We start from the raw sequence: 19,502 nt of genomic DNA on the forward strand, positions 1-19,502 counted from the left end.
GCAACCTTTGTTTGTCCAGCGGTGAAATCCCGCGTTGCGGGGACGCCGCCTGACAACCGGTCCGCGGGAGGATATGATCGGCGCACACGATGGCAGGACGCGCGTCGCCCATGGACGGCACCAGACCCCGCAGATCCACCGCCCGGCCGCCGGCGGAGCCCGGCGCCACCGGGGCCGGGCCGGCGCTGGCGCCGGCGCCGGCCGGGGAGGAGGAGACGCCGCACTACCACGGCCACCGCGACCGGCTGCGCGGCCGCTTCCTGGAGCGCGGCCCGGACGCGCTCCAGGACTACGAGCTGCTGGAGCTGGTGCTGTTCGCGGTGGACCCCCGGCGCGACGTCAAGCCGCTCGCCAAGAAGCTGATCGAGACCTTCGGCAGCCTGTGGAACGCCGTCAACGCGCCGCCGGAGAAGCTGCGCGGGCTGCGCGCCGGCGGCGTGACCCTGAAGAGCGACGCCGGCATCGCCATGGTGCGCGCCGTCGGCGCGTGCGCCCTGCGCGCCACCCGCGAGCAGGTGATGAAGCGGCCGGTGCTCGGCTCCTGGCAGGCGCTGATGGAGTATTGCGCCGCCGCCATGGCCCACGAGACGACGGAGCAGGTCCGCCTGCTGTTCCTCGACAAGAGGAACGCGCTGATCGCCGACGAGGTGCAGCAGCGCGGCACCGTCGACCACACCCCGGTCTATCCCCGCGAGGTGGTCCGGCGCGCCCTGGAGCTGGGGGCGACGGCGGTCATCCTGGTCCACAACCACCCCTCCGGCGACCCCACGCCGAGCCGCGCCGACGTCGAGATGACCCGCGAGGTGGTGCGGGCCGCCGACGCGGTCGGGGTGGTCGTCCACGACCACGTCATCGTCGGCAAGGGCCGGCACACCAGCTTCAAGGCGCAGGGGCTGCTGTAGCCGCGGCGTTGCGCCGCATCGGCGCATCCGCTAGGTAAGGACCGTCCCGCCCGTCGCCCCCCGAAGAGGCCATGCCCGAAGGACCGCTTTCGCTCTATCGCGCCCGCCGCGGCACGGGAACGCTGCGCCCGGACCCCGACCAGGCGCTGGCCGCGGAGAAGCTGCAGAGCCTGTACCAGGCGCTGACCTCGTACCGGCCGCAGAGCGGCCGCACCGGCTGGCGCGAGCGCTTCGGCCTGGCCCGCCGCAGCGAGCCGGCGGAGCCGCCCCAGGGGCTCTACCTCTACGGCGGGGTCGGCCGCGGCAAGTCCATGCTGATGGACCTGTTCTTCGAGACCGCGCCGGTGGAGCGCAAGCGCCGCGTCCATTTCCACGAGTTCATGCTGGAGACGCACCGCCGCATCCACGAGCACCGCTCGGCCCGCGGGCGCGCCACGACCGGCCCCGACGACGCCATCCCCGACCTCGCCCGCCGCATGGCGGAGGAGGCGTGGCTGCTGTGCTTCGACGAGTTCCACGTCACCGACATCGCCGACGCGATGATCCTCGGCCGGCTGTTCACCCATCTGTTCGACAACGGCGTGGTCGTCGTGGCGACCTCCAACTGGCCGCCCGACGAGCTCTACAAGGACGGCCTGCAGCGCGAGCTGTTCCTGCCCTTCATCGCGCTGCTCAAGGAGAAGCTGGACGTCCTGGCGCTGGAGGGCGCCACCGACTACCGGCTGAACCGGCTGAGCGGCAAGCCGGTCTACCACTGGCCGCTGGGCGCCGACTCCGACCGGGCGATGAAGGAGGCCTTCGCCGCCCTGACCGACGGCGCCCCGACCAGCCCGGCCCACCTGCTGGTGCAGGGCCGGCGGGTGGAGATCGCCTGCGCCGCCAAGGGCGTCGCCTGGGTGGATTTCTGGGACCTCTGCGGCAAGCCGTTCGGCGCCGCCGACTTCCTGGCCATCGCCACGCACTTCGACACGGTGCTGATCGACGACGTCCCGACCATGCGCGACGAGCGGCGCAACGAGGCCAAGCGCTTCATGACGCTGATCGACGCGCTCTACGAGCACAAGGTGAAGACGATCATCGCCGCCGAGGGGCCGCCCGAACGCCTCTACCCCGAGGGCACCCACGCCTTCGAGTTCGAACGCACCGTCAGCCGGCTGATGGAGATGCAGAGCGAGGAGTATCTGCAGAGGCAGCATTTGCCTTAAGCTGATCTGGCAGAACTTGGGTTTGTGTCACACTGGTGTCACGACAGACGCCGGTGCACGCCGGGTTAGCCCCGTTCATTGACTGGCCTCCTACCGATCCCGCCCGCCACCGCCGGCAGGACTCGGACGCCCATTGAAACGAGGTACAGCCCTGATCTGTTGCCACCGGCGTACGTCCGGGCGGGCACCCGATATCGCGCGGACACGCTTACCTGCCCCAGGTCGACGGCCACAGCGCCATCACCCACGATGGAAGATAAGAATGATAAAGCCTCAGCCGGATGCGGCAAAGCCGACCCCAGAAGAAGCTGCGTTGGAGAAAATGGGCGAAGCGGTCGAACGCGTTAGCGGCGCCCCGAGCTCTGCCGCCGATCGGGAGTTGTTCAAGTTCGCAGTCGGAGAGGTTTCGCGCATTTTCAAATACCCGCCCATCAAGCCTGGCGAACAACGCAAGCACGTGGAGATGTTGTACGAGAAAGCACTGTCATTGAGGGAGGACATGGAAGATCTTCTTCAAGGCCACCCAACAATGGATCTGCTCATACGATCTTCAGAAGTTCGCAACAACAACCTCTCCAAGCCGTATCACCTGGCAAGAAGCATTGCAGACGCAACAGGGGAGTTTGCAACCGCTTTGAGGGCCGCGCATACCCTTCTCACCCCTCCAGGCCGAGGAAGGCCGATCAACACACAGCTTCATCTTGCCATTCAAGAACTCGAATTCGCTTGGCAAAAGGCGACTGGACGCCGGGCCGGCACATCCAAAGACAAATTTGGCGATAGGGTTGGCGGCCCATTTGTAGATTTCGTCCGTGCTGCGTTGACTGTTTCCAACCCTCAGGAAGCGAGAAAAATAGGGCTTGGGGATACAATCAAGAATGCGCTTCAGGTCATCCGGGCGATTGATGCAACGCCCGAGCAAATACCCGGCGATCCAAAATCTGAGCGAGGCTCGCCCTGCGGGTAAAATATCCCCTCTAAGCAGGGCGTTTATCTCCCCTGCCTCTGGACGCCAGGGATCGCCAGTATGCCTCCCCAGAGCAGCCCCACCAGCGGCAGGAGGATCGGAAAGTGCAACTCTCGACGCCAGCATCGTTGAATTCAACCAGCATATGCGCCGCCGATCGAGATCGGCGGCGCGATGAGTACCTGACCGAGAGCGATGCAGCGCAGCTGCTGAAGCTGTCACGGCGGACCCTGCAACGATATCGCCAGGAAGGCGGTGGCCCTGTCTATGCCCGGCTCGGGCATCGTCGTGTGGTGTACCGAAGATCCGACCTCGCCACCTGGGCCGATACCCGGCGCTTTGGTAGCGCCGAGGAGGAAGCAAGCGCCCGATGAAGGGCATGCCGCTGTCGGCCCCCTCGGGGGGTATGGCAACGCGATGAACAGTTGGGTCCCATCCACCACCCACCAAGGGATCGGCTCACTCTGCCGCTCCGTGGGAAGGGCCGATGGGTCCCATCCGTGTGATTGCCCGCGCGTTCCAAGCGACCGCCACGCCGGAGCAGCAGCATAGCGTCCGACGTGCCCCATTGCCCGCCGCCAGCCGAAAACTCCGGCGCCATCTCCTTCCCCTCCCCGCCGCACCTCACCCGGTTGCATTGTGCGGCTCATAGGACCGATCAAAAATGAGTCTTGACACCTCGACCAACGTCGTGCGCCCGCTGCCGTGGCTGGACTTCAGCGACGCGATGGCGCAACGCGACGACGACACCAGCGACGCCGGCGAGCTGCGCGCCCAACTCCTCGGCGCCCTGCCGGATCTCCTGCACAACATCCTCCCGAACGGCACCTTCCACGGGCACGAGTTCCGCGTGGGCAGCTTGCAGAACGAGCGCGGGGCATCGCTCGCGGTCGAGCTGCGCGGCGAGCGCGCCGGCCAGTGGATCGACCACGCCACCGGCGAGTGCGGCGACATCTTCGACCTGTGGGCCGGCGCCCACGGGCTGGAAACGAAGCGCGACTGGCCGGCGGTGCTCGATGGCATCCGCCAATGGCTGGGCAACGTCGGCGCCCCGTTCCGCCGGCCGGCGCCCGAGCCGTTCATCCAGGACCAGATGCAGCGCGATCCGATCATCGACAACCTGGGTCCGAAGACGGGCGAGTGGATCTACCTGGACCGCGACGGCGCGGAGCTGGGCCGCGTGTGGCGGTATGAGCCAATCGACGAGGTCACCGGCGAGAGGCGCAAGGAGTACCGGCCCTACGACACCCGCGCCCGCCGCAATCAGGCGCCCACGCTGCGCCCGCTTTACAACATCCCCGGCATCATGCAGTCGGATCTCGTCATCCTGGTTGAAGGCGAGAAGTGCGCCGACGCGATCAACGAGGTCGGCCTGGTCGGCACCACGGCGATGATGGGCGCGAAGTCGCCGCCGGACAAGACGAACTGGTCGCCCCTGAAGGGCAAGCGCGTCATCGTGTGGCCCGATCGGGACAAGGCAGGGTGGGACTACGCCGAGAAGGTGGCGAACGCGGCGATCGCCGCCGGCGCCAACCACGTTGCCATCCTCTATCCGCCCGACGACATGCCCCACAAGTGGGACGCGGCGGACGCGCTGCGGCCGAAGAAGGACGAGCAGGGCAAGCAGCTCTCGCGGCCGTGGACGCACCGGGAGGTGCGCGAGTTCGTCATGCGCGACGCCAAGCGCTACGAGCTGCGCCGCCGCACGTCGCTGGTGGCGCTCGCCGATTGGGATGCGTCCAAGGTGTTCGTCGGCAAGGCGCCCGAACAGCGCTTCCTCGTCGACGGGACATTCCCCATGGCCGTCGCCGGCATCCTCGCCGCCATGGGCGACACCGGCAAGGGCATGATGACGCTGGACCTGGCGCTGAAGATCGCGCACGGCCAGCCCGGCTCCATCCCCGGCACGCACCCGACGGCCTTCGGCGGCGAGATCAAGGAGTTCGGCCCCGTCGTCATGTTCACGGCCGAGGACGATCAGGCCGAGGTGCACCGGCGCATCGAGCGTCTGGACGTGCTGGGCAAGCGGCAGCAAGGCGGCCGGCTCTACATCATCCCCATGCCCAACTCCGGCGGCCCGCAGCCGCTGGTGAAGATCACCAACAACGAGCCGTCGGAGACGGAGTTCTTCAAGTGGGCGCGTGACCAGCTCCTCGCGATCCCCGACCTGAAGATGGTGGTGTTCGATCCGCTGTCGTCGTTCATCCACGCCGACGTGACGTCCGATCCCGCCGCCGGCAGCTTTGCCACCGGCCTGCTGGCATCACTCGCGACGGAGACGGGCGCGTTCGTCTGCATCCCCCACCACATGCGCAAGCCGGCTGGTGACAAGCGCATCATGGGTCCCGAGGGCGCGCGCGACGCGATCCGCGGCACCTCCGCCCTGGTCGACGGCGTGCGCATGAGCTACGCGCTGTGGCCAGCCGAGGAGTCGCTGGCGCGCAATATCCTGAAGGGCATGGACCGGGAGTTCGTCCGCAACGCCGTCCATCATGGCGCCGTGGTCAAGAGCAACGGCCCAGCCGACCGCACCGTCCGCACCTTCGTGCGCGATGCCTCCGGCCTGCTGGTCGACATGACGCCGCTCACGAAGGAGGACAAGGTCCGCGTGCCGATGCTGCTGGATCTTCTGTACGACGCGATCGTCAAGGCCGCCGCCAACGGGCACCCGTTCACGCACACCGGATCGGCCGGCCTCTTCCAGAACCGCAGTCGACTGCCGCCGGATCTGCGCGAGTGCAGCCGGCACGACCTGGAGGACTGGTGCGGCCTGCTGCTGCGCAACCAGCGCATCCTGAAGACGCGCGCCAAGGGGCAGAAGGGTGCGCCGTCCTGGCTGGACTGCCCGTCGGGCGATTTCGCCCTTGGGATCGGCGAGGTCAGGCCGGGCGCCCCGGCGCCCGAGGAGGCCGCGGAAGAATAACCACTCTGGCTAGATGGATTTCCGCCAGAGGGTGATTTCCACGGTAACCGCGGAAACGTTTCCGCCGGAAACGGCCGGAAATCACTCCGTAGCCAGTTGATCTGTAACGGTTTTCCCCGGAAATGCACCGAGCCCGTTTCCGAGAACCGTTTCCAGACCTAACCCATTGAAATTCAACGGAAAACCCGTTTCCGGAAATCTCCCTCTCTATAGAGAGGGTGGGGGATATGGAAATCCCCCCACCCTCTACGAGTGAGCGCGGAGCCGGGGCGGGCGGAAAGGACCCCAACATGCTCCCCCCTGACACCGACCTGTACGATCTGATGTTCGACGAGATCGCCTACGCCGCGGCCAAGGGCCGGCCCTTCAGCCACACCAGCCCGACGCGCGGCGTCTACGCGCAGAGCTACCGGATGGCGCCCATGCTGCGCGACAAGGGGCGGGACACGCTCCAGCGGATCGTCGCCCACCTGATCGCCACCCGCCGCGTCGTGAAGGACGCGCAGCCCCCCCATTACCTGCGCCCCGCGCCGGCCACCACCAAGGACAAGACGATGGACACCACCACCACCCACACCACGGACGATCTGCTGGACCTGATGGCCGACGCCATCAACGTGGCGTTGGCCGATGGCGACCCCCTCGGGCATACCGGCATCGACGGCGTCTACGAACGGCGCGCCCGGCTGCCGGTGCCGATCAGGCACATGGCGCGTGACGAACTCTACAACCTCGTTACCACACTCCTCGTCACCCGCCGTGTCGAGAAGGAGCCCGCCACCGGCCGCTTGCGGCCTGCGCCCCCCGAGGAGACGGTGAAGATCGCCACCACCGAAGACTTCGATCCGTTCGAGGCGATGGGGCAGGAGATCGACAAGGCATACCGCGCGGGACGGCCGTTTGCGCAGGGTTACTGCGAGATGGGCATTTGTGCCCAGCGCCGCCGGCTGCCGGCCGAGCTGCGCGCGCTGGGGTGCGGCGCGCTTCAGTGGATCGTGAACAAGCTGATCGACATCGAAGACGTCGAGGTCGACCCACGGAACCCTCCCGCCCTGCGCCACGTGGAGTACGCGGATGAAACCGAGGACCAACCGATGAACGCCACCACCTCCTCCTCGGTCGAGGCGTACCTGGCCGAGCTGATGATCGAGGCGATCGGCGCCGCCATGAAGCAGGGCAAGCCGATGTCGCGCACCGGCGCGAACGGCGTCTACGCCCGCCAGATGGAGCTGCCGTTCCTCCTCGGCATGTCGCCGCGCGCCGAGATCGAGGCAGCCGTGGCGCGGCTGCTGGCAGAGGGCGGCGTCACCAACGTAGTCGCCGCTCGGGACAGCTACCTGCAGCCGCCGGCGCCGAGACGGCGCACCGCGGACATCGCTCTTGGCTGCACGAGCTTCGGCAACCCGCGGCGGAGATGCGACGAGATCCGCCAGTGAAGGTGTTCCTCATCGGCAAGGCCCCGCCAAGGGGCTAGGGGTCGGCCGCTGGATGCGTTCTGAGCGTCGGGAGGTAGGTCGGATCCCCCCATGCGCTCGAACGCATCGGCGGGGCGGACGTCACACCGCGGCTGCGCGGTCGCGTTGGTGCGCTTCACGACGGATGAGCTGGCGCAAGAGGCGTAAGGGTCGCGCCCCCCACCCCATCCCGAAACGCCCGCACCAAGTCCACAAGGTTGCCGTCGTCCGCACCGCTGTACACGGCGCCAAAGCGGTGCTCGGCCACGTACCTGGACGCTGCATACGCTTCGGCGTCGCTGTGGAGGGCGGGGACAATGATGTACGCGCCATCGGCATTGCGTCCCCGCCGGCGCAGGGCGTCGCGGTAGACGTGGAGGTCGCGCAGTGCGTCATGTACGGCCGGACGACTGGCACGGAACTTGGCGTCCAGGATCAGCCAGCCGGCACACGCGCCTTCCTGCTCGAAGGCGATCACGTAGTCGGGCCGGAACTCGCCGGTCAGGCTGTGCCATTCACGGGCCTTGCCGGAATAGGCAGCGAACGTCTGCTGGTACAGCAGCCGGACCGCTGTGCCAGGCGCACCGTCACGGTGCCATACAACACCGCCGTGTGGCCTCTCTTCGTGCGGGTTTGCGGTGGCGTTGAGCCAACGCGGTGTCCAGCCATGGCCGAGGGCGCTCGCGACCGCGTCGGCCAGCCGGTAGAACACGACGGCCTCGTAGAGGTCATACGTGCGCTTCAGGGCGGCTTCAACCTCGGACTCGGCATTGAGATTCAGTCCGGCGCTCAGCAGCCGGTGGGCGAGGCGCTGCACGGCGGCTGCGGCCGGCAGATCGGCCAGCGCCTGCAGGGCGCCCTCCGCGGCCGGTTCAGGCCGGATGCGACGGAATACCGGAGCGGACAGGGCCTCTGCCAGGGTGGCGCGGTGCTGCCGACATCGCTCAACAATCCGGGCCGCTTGACCGCGGGCATACGGATCGGTCTGCCAATGGCCGCTGCCGGCCAGCGCTTCGAGGCGGCGAACGGCGTCATCGATCGATCGGCGCACCCGCTGAAGCTGGAAGAGCAGGTGCCGCGTCACCGGGTGGTCGTGGTCGGTCACGGTGACCGGCTGGTCGACGGTGGGAAGTGACGGCAACCGCTCCACCGTGCCGCCGTCGCCGGGCCGCAGAGCAACCATGGTGCGCGGGTGGTTGGCAAGCCAGCGGACGGTCTGGGTATCCGGCCGCCGCGCCATGGACAGTGGCGCCAGATCCCGCCGGCGGCGCACGGCAATGGGCGGATCTCGAAGGAAGCGATGCAGGTGGCGCAGCAGCTCGGGCAGCAGGACGTCCAGCACCACCGGAAAGACCGCCGCTGCCGTGGGACCGGTGACCTGCCCTCCGTGATGCCCCGGCGCCATGCCCCAGGGGAGTGCGGCGGAGCGCGCCGCCAACTCCATCAGCAGGTCGGTGAAGGCGTCGATGCCCAGCTTGCCGGGATGGGGGCGCACGTCCAGGGTCACCTCCCGCCGGACGTCGCCCGCAACCACGTCCAGGGTGGTGCGCCCGGCCCAACTGTCGATGACGAACTCGTAGGTGGCCTCGATGCCATCGCCAATGACGGCGAGGCCGGTGGGCACGAGGTCGCCGCCGCCCATATGGACCGTCGTCGCGGCTGCCGCGCGAACCGTCAGCCGCAGCCGTTCGCCCTCGGCACAGGCAACGGGTTGGCCGTTCACCGCCACCGACACGTCCTGCCAACCGGCGGCCTTCACGAATCGGGACAGCGCGATCTCCACGTCAACTCCAGAAACGGACGACGCCCTGGGTGCCCAACTGCTCCGCCATGCGGGCCAGGCGGTCGGCGGATGCCGTCAGATTGTGGTCGGCGCAAACGGCTTTGGCATTCCGCAGTGCCTTGGGCAGTTCGCCTCCGTCATCGCCGCGGATCTTGGGCAGCACCTTGGCAAGTACGGCCGCATCCAGCGCCACCGCCGGGTCGGGCCCGTCGAAGGCGCGGCAGAAGGCCAGCACCTCGTCGCAGGTGCGGTAGCCGAAGTGCCGGCGCGCAGGGAACAAGGCGGCGTACAGTTCCTCCAGCGCGTTGGCGACGGTGCCCACCAGCGCCGGGTCGTTCCCGTTCTCCAGCGCGCGCTTGCGCCAGCCGGCCAGGTCGACGTCCCAGAACTCGAACGTGAAGGCGCGGTCGAGCACCTTGTCGGAGAAGGGGTGCGTCGTCTCGTCCATGTTGACGGTGCCGACGATCACGAGGTTGCGGGGCCACGGGATGGTGGTCGGCACGTTCTCCACGACGTCACCGGCGGCGTGGATGGACAGCCGCGTGGAGCGCCCCTCCATGGCCGACAGGAACGGGGCGAAGTAGTGCTCGACACGGGCGAGGTTCATCTCGTCCAGGCAGAGAAAGAAGGGCAGATCCCGCCGGCCGTGGGCGGACAGGAGGAAGCGCAACGTCTCCGTCACCTGATAGGCCGGCGGGTTGGCAAGCGGGTTGACGAAGCCCAGGAGGCCGGTCGGATCGGTCCAGTCCGGCAGCACGGCGGTCTCCTGGTAATGCGCCTCCGCCCGCAATCCCATGATGTCGCAGCACGCGCGCGCATAGGCCCGCGCCAGTGAGGTCTTGCCGGTGCCCGACAGACCCGCCAGCAGAACGAATCGCTTCCCCTCCAACGCGGTCAGCGCCGCGTGGAACAGGCGGATCTGGTCGGGGGAAAAGACCAGGGAGCGCAGCGCCGGATCGTCCGCGAAGCGCTGAAGGATCGCGTCCACCGGCGGCAGTGCCGGTGCCGGTTCGTCCTCGCCTTCGTCTTCTCCCGACGCAGCGGCCGCGGGGCCGACGGCGCCGGGTTCGTCATCGGCCGGGGATGCGGCGCGCATGGCCGCGCGGGCCGCTTCATCGTTCGGCAGGCCGCTGGCCCAGTACTCCCCTTCCTCGGTGAGCTGGATGCCGCCGCTGACGACGGCGACGAGTCCGAGCCGGATCGCCCACTTGATCAGCATGCTCGGCATCTGATTGGTGGTCCAGTTGGACCAGCAGCGCCGCAACGCCTTCATGGCCGCCGTCTTCGTGACCGGGCCGTCGGCGTGGCGGAGTTCGTCGATCAGGATGGCGAAGCCGAAGATGTTGCGCAGGAAGACCTTGGCCAACACGTTCGCCGGATTCTGGCCTTCCAGCAACGCCAGCCCCCCTTCGGTCGGACGGTAGGTGCCGTTGTCCACGGTCAGCAGGCCAAGCGTCACCGCCTGCGACAGCACCTGCGCCTGCGAGTTGCCGTTGAGCTGCGGTGCCTCGGTGGCGATGGCGGCCAACAGCTCGTCGCGTCCGGCGCCCGCCTCCGCGGCGCGCACGATCGCCAGCAGGAGCGACAGGTTGTCGGCGACGGTGAACATGCCCTTACGCTGCTGCGCGGGCGGCAACAGGACCACGTGCGGGCGTGCGGTCGCCACGGGTTCCGGCGCCGGCAGGGCGGCGGCAAGGGGAGCGTCGGCGGCCACGGTATCGCCTCCGGGCTCGATGACATGCTCCCAGAGGAACCAGGTGAACATGCTGTACCGGATGGCCGTCGCCGCGTCGGGTTCCGGCCCGAGCATGCGGCGCAGATGGTCCCGGATCAGGACGTGGTTGCCCACCAGGCCCATCCCGCGCGTGGCGGGCATGCCGAGGTAGCGGCGCACCGCCTGCGACCGCCGGTCGTCCAGCAGGCACAGCACGTCCCGGGGAAACAGCACGGCGAAGATGCGCACCAGCCGGGCCGACGGGCGGCGGACGTTGTGCTTGGGGTAGACCTTTCCCATCACCTCGTCGAAGGCGCGATCCAACCGCTCGGCGCGCTGGCGCGGGTCGTCGGGCAGCGAGAGGGTCTTCACACGCCACAGGGCATCGATGACGTCGGGGTCCCCGGAGGCGCCGGAGACGTTCACGGAACGGCCGAGGCCGATGTTGGCCACCTCGTCCATGTCCCACAGACGCATCTGGAATCGGGGGTGCTTCCAGTCCGCCTCCGGCGTGGTCCGCACATCGTCGACGGCACGGAGATAGGCGCCGTGCCAGTCCTCGCTGAAGTTGACGGCGAAGTCCGTCTCATACTGCGCCTTGATATCGACCGCCATGCGACTCCCCCGAACCCTTCCGCGACGGAATCATAGAGCACGTCATGGTAGAAGCCCAGAGCGATCGAACGACTCATCCACTCGTGAACACGTTCGCGCGATGCCACGCCAGCCGCGCACGGTGCGGCTGTGCAACCCGGCGCAGCCGCATGCCGTCGTGGATGCCGAGGATGGTGCGGTCGGCAGGGGTGAAGGTCGGGGCGATCAGGATGCGGCCGTCATCGGCGAAGGCGATCAGACCGGCGTCGAAGGCGGCGTCGAGGTGGACGGCCAGCAGCAGGCCGTTGTGCACGTCCAGCCGCTCGGCATCGGTGTCGCACGCGGCCCAGGGGCGGATGTGGCTGGCGCGCAACAGGCGCGGATCGGACAGGCCGGTAACGGCGCACGCCGCCGACCAATAGTCCGTCAGCGCACCGCGAAAGACGTCCTGCCCGATGCGCTGCACGGTCAGGCGCTCAGCCTCGGTCATCCGAGGCAAGGTCTCGGTCCGCTCGCGGAAGGTGCGCAGGGGAGCGGTGGGCAGGGCGCGGGCCAGTCGCCACATGTCGCGCACGAGGTCGTGCAGCGGCGCCGTGTCGGGTACGACGAAGGCGGTGAAGCCTTCCGGCACCGCGCCGCGCCAGGGAGGCCAGCGTTCCGCCAGGTCGGCGGCGACGCCGGGGTGGTCGGTGGCGGCGACGTAGCTCTCCGCCGCCCTGGTCAGCCGCAGCGAGGCCGGCGCGCCCAGGCTGTCGTAAGCCAGCCAGTCGCCCGCCCCGTCACCATCGCGGCGCAAACCGAATCCCTCGTCCACCGCGGCCTTGTCCAACCGGATGTGGTCGAGGGGGGACAGCGCCATGCTCTCACGCCCCCGTCAACCGGTCGAACGCGGCCAGCACCAACCGCTGCGTGCGGTACTCGCCGTACCGGCGCAACTCATTCGTTTTGAGTCCCCGAAAGGTCTCGGACGGATAGTCCTCCCCCTTTACGTCAGCGGGATCAAGGATGTAGCGCAACTCATCGCGGCACAGCCCGTACTTGCGCGCGAAGTAGGCGTCGAGGTCTGCGCGCAGCAGCGCCCGCCGCTCCTCGTCCCAGCCGAAAGGTGGGCCAAAGTGCCCGAGGTCCTCCGCCCAGGGGCGCAGGGAATGGCTCGTGTACGTCAGCTCAAGGACTCGCGAACAGATGAAGTTAAGATCATCTCCGGTGAATTCGGATGGCGGGACGATGGGAAGCTGTTGGGCTATGAAAAAATTTAGGTGAACCCCTCCGATTTTGAATCGTGCCGCGAAATCAAGAGCAATGCTGGACATGATTCCGACAAATACAGCAGCAAATCTCCCTGAAAATTTCTGATCAACATACCAGATAGGAAGGCTATTGCCGACACCCAACTTAGGAGATACCGTTCCAACGACTGTTCTTTCGTTCGTAGCATTCGTGATATCACGCCACCCCATCAACCAGCGTGGTTGTTTGCGCAAAATGATCGCCGCAGCAATATCTAATGGATCTCTTGGGCCGTCGGCAAGAAATGCGACATCATCCCTCGTCAAAGGCGTGCAATGTTGAGCATCCCTGCCGTTCTCCAGGGTCTTCGGCTCTATCAGCCACTTGGCTGGGGTCCTGCCGAGAATGGCACGCCACGGCCGGTCCCGGCCGAGGATGCCGGCTAGGTCATCCTCGCGCATGCGACGACCCTCGTCGGCGTCGAACCAGCCAACCAGCCACTCTGCTAGCGCCTTGACGCAGCGGTCGCCGCTGTCCTCCCGCCAAGCACGTTTCAGACCCGACGGCACGCGGGCCGCGCGGAGCGTCACCTCTTCCTCCGGCACCCAGTAGCGCGGGGTTGGCTCGAACGCCGGGTCTTGCTTCTCCGCCAAGGTCGCATCCCGTGCGCCCTCGTCATCATCGGCCGAGCCACCAGCGGCATAGGTCGCCCAGCGGTGGTCGAAATGATGGACCATTTTGGCTTCGTACAGCGGCACCAGCCGTTCCGACAACCCTTCCCCGCGTACCCATTCGGCGCCATCCCGCACCCAACCCTCGTTCGTAAGTTGGGCGACATCGCGGAACAGGCCGGAGTCGCCTGACATATGAAACATTGTCTGGAACGTAACTCCCCATGGATTGACGTCGCCGCCCTCTTCTCGCGAGCGTTCCTTGATTAGAACCGGAGCACGTTCGTAGAACTTCGCCGTCAACTCGGCATCCATCGCCGTTCGGAAGACGGGGGCTGTGTTGGTGTTCGGGTTGATACGGGCAATCTGTTCGGGGGCGAGCGTGAAGAAACGCTCAATTTGGTTGAGCTCGCTCTCCTGCCTAATGAAGAAGACAAAGCGGGCAGCCTCGGATATGCGCTGTGCCACTCCAGTAGTAGACAAAATGCAAAACTTAAATCGTGCATGGCCGATGCGGTCGAAAAAACCCATACCGGTCTGGAAGTCGTATAGACTAACCAGCCGTGCATCGCGGATCAGTCTACCGAAGAACGTGCTCGTCGTGCTGTCCGTGGCGATGCCCGTCGGCACGATCACGCCGGCGCGTCCGCGGTCACGGGTCAGGCGGGTAAAGTGCTCGGCAAACAGGGCGTAGGTGTTCACGTCGCCCACGCCGGTCAGCGGGTAGCGGCCGGAGCCGCGGGCGAACACGCTGGATGCCTCGGCGGCGCGCTTGGCGAACTCGAACTCGGCGTGCAGCGCGGCGTCGGGCGTTCCCGGCTCGGCCTTCTTCAACCGGTCGATCAGCACGGCGCGCGCCGCCTTGTTGGGCGCCCCGGCGATCTCAGGAGAACGGGCGGCGAAAAACTCCTGCTCATTTAGCTTCAGGCGCTCCCATGGCGGGTTGCCGACCACGACGTCAAAGCCGCCCAGCGCGAAGACGTGCGGGAACTCCAAGGGCCAGTGAAAAGCGAACAGGCGGTTCGCCGTCTCATCGGCGCGCGCATGCAGCGGCCCGTACGGTAGCGTCCCGCGCACCGCTGCCCAGACGTGGTCGGTCAGCGGAATGGTCGGGTGGGCCAGCTCCGCTGGACCCGGCACCTCGCCCACCTTGGGCAGAACGAAGGCGCTGACGTAGAGATCGCAGGCGGCCTTCAGGCCCTGCCATCCACGACCGTGGTGCAGGTCGATGAACGCCGCCTGCTTGGCCGCGACCTGATCCAGAGTGTCCTCCGGCATGTCCATCAGCCGCTGGAAGGCGTCGATCAGGTCGGTGGGGGGCCGCAGATTGGTCAGAAAGCCGGTGGCGCCCTTACCCTCGCGCTGCACCGCGTTGTGCTTGCCGTAGGCCTTAGCGACCACCTTATTGTCGCCGGTCAGCGGTGTGTAGGCGGCGTCGGGAATGCCCTTGCGCAGCATGTCGTAGTCGAAGACACCGATCAAGCTGTCGCCGCAACGGATGCGGGCATCGAGAAAGGTCAGCGGCTTGCCGGGCTCCAGCGCCTCGATCCACAGGGCGACCTTGCACAGCTCCACCGCCATGGGGTTGCGGTCGACGCCGTGGATGCTGTGCGACACCACCTCGCGCAGGGCGTGCTGGAACTCTGCCTGGGAGGGCACGCCGGGACTGCGCAGGCGGGCGATCCGCGCCGCCGCACGCCGGGCCGCGCCCAGCAGGAAATGGCCCGAGCCGCAGGCGGGGTCGACGATGGTCAGCCGGAGGATCTCCGCGGCCGGGTCGGCGAGATTGCGCGCTTCCGCCGCGTCCAGCACGGGGTCGAGCGTGCCGTCGAGCAGCAGCTTCACCAGCGCGTCGGGGGTGTAGTAGCTGCCGGTCGTCTTGCGGGCATTGCCGCGCGTCTCGTCGCCCGCGGCGAAGACGAAGGTGCGGGTGTCGACCCTGGGCAGCGGAGTCAGCTCCAGCAGGCTCTCATAGACGGAGCCCAGCTCCTCCGTCTCCATGTCGCGCCAGTTGACGCGGGTCAGCGGCTGGCCTTCCGGGCGCATCCAGGCCATGCGCCAGATGGCGGAGAGCATGCGCCGGTTCTCGATGCGGGACTCCTTCAGGTGCGGCGCCTGTCCGCGGGCGAACAGCCCGCCCAGCGCCGGCAGCCCGAGTCGCGGCTCACCCCGCCCCAGCGCCGCGAAGGTGGCCTTCAGCCCCTCCCAGACGTCGGAGTTGCGGTCCCAGGCGGTGCGGCGCATGCAGCGCTCGCGCAGGCGCCCGACGCCATAACCCTCCGCGTAGGCGCGCTTCGCCGCTGCGTCGGCCTCCGGAGGATGCAGGAGGTTGCGGTCCTCCGCCGCGAACAGGAAGATCAGGCGGTAGACGAGGCGCAGCAGTTCCTCGAAATAGGCTTGGCTGCTCAACCGGCCTTCGCTCAACGCGCGGCGCAAGGCGTTGTTGGCGGGATGCTCGATGAAGCCCTGGCCGAGATCGAGCAGCGCCGCCTCGACCCCTTCGCGCAGCTTGTCACGGGCGGTCACGCCCTCCACCCGGCCACGCTCGCGCCAGCGCTCCAGCGGGCAGTCGGACGCGGGCGCGCCGGCCGCGCCGAAGCGGCTGCCGTGGAGCAGCAGCCACAGGGCGGAAAAATCGGCGAACAGCCGCTCGCCGAAGATGCGCGCCAGATCGGCCTCGATCCAGGCCGGCCGGGTCATGCTCGCGTTGTCGCGCATCAGGCGCAGGGTCGTGCCGTCGGCCGCGATGCCCCACAACACGCCGTCCTGCGCATTCAAGTACTCCTGGAGCAACAGCGTGGCGGAGCGGCGGCGGGCGCCGTCAGCGAACTGCACGAGGCTCTCGTCGATGCCCGGACGCCGTGCCCCCTCCTCCGCGGCCGGTGCCACGACGACGGGAACCCGGCTGTCCAGGGCGGCGTGGCCGATGGGGAAGACCCGCTCTCCGAGCACGACCGGCGGCACCGCAGCGATCGTGTCGAAGCCGAAGCACTGGCGCAGCAGGTCGAGCATGAAGCGCTCCGCCGACGCCGGGTTGACGGACCGTGCATTGACGAAACGCCCCCACAGCGCCTCCCCGATGCGGAAGTAGCGGGAGATCTCGTCGCGCAGCTTCAGGCCGGGCGGCACATCGTAGTCGTCGGCGGCCTGCTCGCCGGCGCGCTCGGCGGTGATCTCCCCCACGACGTGGGGGGTCAGCAGGGCGCCGACGATCTCGATCGCCGCGAAGTCGAGCCGGGCGGCGCGGCGGGACGCACGCAGGCGGGCGCGACGCTGGGGCTTGGCGGAGGACGACGACGTGCGGGCCATGGCGATCACAGACGGGGCATGAGGACGTAGAGACCGATCACGTCGACCGGCGTCACCGCCAGGACCTTCACGGCGGCCCTGGACCCCAGCGCCTGCCGGACGCGCTGGTGGTCGTCGGCGAGGGCGGCGGCGCGCTCGGCGCCGTAGGCGTCGAGTTCCGGCTGCAGGCCGGGCAGCGCCGCAACCGCCTTGGCGAGTTGGGCGTCGCGGACGGCGCCGACCACATCGGCGCTGGCCGCCTCCAGCAGGGCGAAGGCGGCATCGCCGTCGGCCATGCGCTCCCGCGTCATGCCGGAAAACGCGACGGCGCCCGCCTCCTCGGCCATGGCGAACCGGGGGCCGAGCCGCCCCTTGGAATCGACGCGGTGACGAATGCGCAGCAGCAGCAGGGTGGTGACCGCCTCCACCCCGTCCGCCTCCCACACGCCGCAGCGTGGCAGGACCGCCGGGCCGTCGATCCCGGCGTGCCGGTCGAGCGCCGTTTCGAGAAAGCTCTCGGCCAGGATGCCGGGCAGCGGGTGGGCACGGTGGATCGACAGGAACCCGGCACGGGGCCGCGCCTCGAACGCGATGCGCAGGGGCTTCGGGTTGGCGGTGTCGTCCAGCAATCCCTCGGCCTGGAAGCGCTCCTTCAGAACCGGCGGGACGAGGTGCAGCGATGCCGCGTAGCCGCCGCGCTGCGCCGGCACCAGTCCGGCTCCCAGCCGCATCATGGCGCGAGAGACGAAGCGCTCCGCGTCCTCGAACCCGCCCAGTGCCCTGCGCGTCGCCTCCCACTCCGGGATCACCTCCTCGGGCTTGAGGGTGCGTTGGGCGAAGATGGTGCGCGCCTTCTTCTCGCGCTCCGACGCGTTGGTCCAGGCGATGTCGATGCTCTTGGCGGCCTCCGTGTCGGCCACGCCGAAATCCAGCGACATCTGGCGCCGCTGGCGGGCGCGCAGCATCACCGCCGCCATCAGCGCCTTGGTCAGACTGCCGCCGTCATCCGGCATGGGGACCTGCACGCCGGTCTGCTTCTCGATGGCGCGGGCCTTGCGCAGGATCACGTCCAGCACCGCGCCGTCGACCGGGTTGTTCTCGCCGTAGAGGAGGACGGTGCGCACCGTGTCGCTCTTCTGGCCGAAGCGGTCGACGCGTCCTTCACGCTGCTGGTGGCGGGTGGGGTTCCAGGACAGGTCGTAATGCACCACCGCGTCGAAGCAGGATTGCAGGTTCACGCCTTCCGACAGGCAGTCGGTGGCCACCAGGATGCGGCGTTCCTCGTCGCCCAGGGCCATGACGCGGGCTTCGCGCTCCTCGGCCGGTAGGGCGCCGGTGACCGTCTCCACCGTATGGTCTTTGAAGATCCTGGTGAGCGCGGTGCCGAGCGCCTCGGCGGTGGCGATGTAGCGGCAGAAGACGACGGGCGAGAAGCCGTCCTTGACCAGCGCCTCCAGCACCTCCTTGAGGGCCAGGAACTTGGGGTCGCGATGGAAGGCGGCGGCCAGGGCGTCCGCCGCCGCCACCAGGGCTGCGAGGCGGGGGTCGTCGATGGCCGCGCCGGGCTCAAGGTCGTCTTCGGTGACGTCCTCGCCATCCAGCGTGGTGGCCGCCAGCATCTCCGCTTCGGCCGTATCGTCCTCGATGATGGCGCGCGTGCGCAGGGCCCGCGCCGCTGCCGCCGGACTGGACCCGACACACCGCATCAGTGCCAGCGTGCCCCAGAAGGCGAGGCGCCGCCCACGCTCGCCCTCGCCGGCCTCCACCAATTCGGCACAATAGTCGAGGACGTCGCTGTAGAAGCGCTCCACGGCGCCGGACAGGGCGTACTTCCGTTCCGTCGTCTCTCGGGTGGGGAACAGGCCCGGCTCACGCCACGCCTCGATGTCGGCCCGGCGGCGCTGGATGAAGTAACCGGCCAGCCGTTCCCGCAGGGTGCGGTATTCGCCACCGGCCACGTCGCGCAACCCGGCGAACTCCGGCGCCAGCAGGCCGAGGAGATTGTGGAACGCATCCTCATCGCCGGAATGGGGCGTGGCGGTCAGCATCACGAGGTGGCGGTCGGGGTGGTCGGCCAGCTTGCGCAGCAGGCTGAACCGCTGGTGCCGGCCGCGGGCCCCGGACACCGCCGCGTGCGCCTCGTCCACGACCACCATGTCAGGGCAGGCGCGCAGGAAGTCATTGAGCCGCCGCTCGCTCTTGATGAAGTCCAGGCTGACCACGGTGAACGGGTAGGCCTCGAACACGCTCATGCTGGCCGGCAGATCGCGTTCCAGGCGCGCCGCCTCCGACGCCGTGACCGGGGTGGCCGTCAGGGAGAACTTGCTCTCCAGTTCCCCTGTCCACTGCTCCACCAGGTGAGGCGGGCAAAGGACCGCGAAGCGGTCGATATCCCCGCGATCAAGGAACTCCTGCAGGATCAGCGCCGCCTCGATCGTCTTGCCGATGCCCACGTCGTCGGCGATCAACAGGCGCACCGTCTCCTGCCGCAGCGCCATCATGAGCGGGGCGAGCTGGTAGGCACGCGGTTCGAAGTTGATGCGCCCGGCGCTGCGAAACGGCCCGGCGCCACGGCGCAGCGACAGGCGCAGGGCGTCGCGCAGCAACAGCGCCGCCTCGCGCGGGCCGGGGCGCTCGCCGGTCGGCGGATCGAACTGCGCCGGAACGACCGGCTGGGTCTCCAGTTCCGGGATCAGGGTCTCCACCTCCTGCTCCGAGCCGGTCAGGGGGCGCAGGCGCAAGGCGGGCCCGGAGGAGAGCACGATCCATTC

At 68.3% G+C, this 19,502-nt stretch carries 11 protein-coding genes; 6 read left to right on the plus strand and 5 right to left on the minus strand.

Annotation, left to right across the window (positions count from 1 at the left end):
* The first annotated feature begins 110 nt into the window (after positions 1-110).
* The 6 genes from radC to ACSBPG_RS07475 all read left to right on the plus strand — a co-directional run bounded on the left by radC (position 111) and on the right by ACSBPG_RS07475 (position 7,433).
* Positions 111-902 (plus strand): RadC family protein, encoded by a 792-nt coding sequence (gene radC / locus ACSBPG_RS07450; RefSeq protein ID WP_435536501.1) that lies wholly within the window; start codon positions 111-113, stop codon positions 900-902.
* Positions 903-973: 71 nt separating this feature from the next.
* Positions 974-2,107 (plus strand): cell division protein ZapE, encoded by a 1,134-nt coding sequence (zapE, locus tag ACSBPG_RS07455; RefSeq protein WP_435536502.1) that lies wholly within the window; start codon positions 974-976, stop codon positions 2,105-2,107.
* 262 nt (positions 2,108-2,369) lie between these two features.
* A complete protein-coding gene (locus ACSBPG_RS07460; protein WP_435536503.1) occupies positions 2,370-3,074 on the plus strand; it encodes a hypothetical protein in 705 nt (234 codons plus the stop codon).
* A gap of 104 nt (positions 3,075-3,178) precedes the next feature.
* Positions 3,179-3,448 carry a helix-turn-helix transcriptional regulator gene (locus ACSBPG_RS07465; RefSeq protein WP_435536504.1) on the plus strand — a complete coding sequence of 90 codons (270 nt, stop codon included), beginning with the start codon at positions 3,179-3,181 and terminating at the stop codon, positions 3,446-3,448.
* A gap of 290 nt (positions 3,449-3,738) precedes the next feature.
* Positions 3,739-5,997 (plus strand): AAA family ATPase, encoded by a 2,259-nt coding sequence (locus ACSBPG_RS07470; RefSeq protein WP_435536505.1) that lies wholly within the window; start codon positions 3,739-3,741, stop codon positions 5,995-5,997.
* Positions 5,998-6,287: 290 nt separating this feature from the next.
* Positions 6,288-7,433, plus strand: a complete 1,146-nt coding sequence (locus ACSBPG_RS07475; RefSeq protein ID WP_435536506.1) for a hypothetical protein — start codon at positions 6,288-6,290, stop codon at positions 7,431-7,433.
* Between the two features lie 154 nt (positions 7,434-7,587).
* On the opposite strand, the gene ACSBPG_RS07480 is transcribed toward ACSBPG_RS07475, so the two are convergent.
* The 5 genes from ACSBPG_RS07480 to ACSBPG_RS07500 form a co-directional block, all read right to left on the minus strand.
* A complete protein-coding gene (locus tag ACSBPG_RS07480; RefSeq protein WP_435536507.1) occupies positions 7,588-9,234 on the minus strand; it encodes a nuclease domain-containing protein in 1,647 nt (548 codons plus the stop codon).
* 1 nt (position 9,235) lies between these two features.
* A complete protein-coding gene (locus tag ACSBPG_RS07485) occupies positions 9,236-11,410 on the minus strand; it encodes an McrB family protein (RefSeq protein ID WP_435536508.1) in 2,175 nt (724 codons plus the stop codon).
* Between the two features lie 226 nt (positions 11,411-11,636).
* On the minus strand, positions 11,637-12,401 hold the full coding sequence (locus ACSBPG_RS07490) for an HNH endonuclease (protein ID WP_435536509.1): 765 nt from the start codon (positions 12,399-12,401) through the stop codon (positions 11,637-11,639).
* Positions 12,402-12,405: 4 nt separating this feature from the next.
* Positions 12,406-16,752 (minus strand): Eco57I restriction-modification methylase domain-containing protein, encoded by a 4,347-nt coding sequence (locus ACSBPG_RS07495; protein WP_435536510.1) that lies wholly within the window; start codon positions 16,750-16,752, stop codon positions 12,406-12,408.
* A 5-nt stretch (positions 16,753-16,757) separates the two neighbouring features.
* The gene (locus ACSBPG_RS07500; protein ID WP_435536511.1) at positions 16,758-19,493 is read right to left on the minus strand and encodes a helicase-related protein; all 2,736 of its coding nucleotides are present in this window, start codon (positions 19,491-19,493) and stop codon (positions 16,758-16,760) included.
* Between the last annotated feature and the right edge of the window lie 9 nt (positions 19,494-19,502).

This window comes from Azospirillum sp. ST 5-10 (genome assembly GCF_051225715.1).
GTDB lineage: Bacteria > Pseudomonadota > Alphaproteobacteria > Azospirillales > Azospirillaceae > Azospirillum.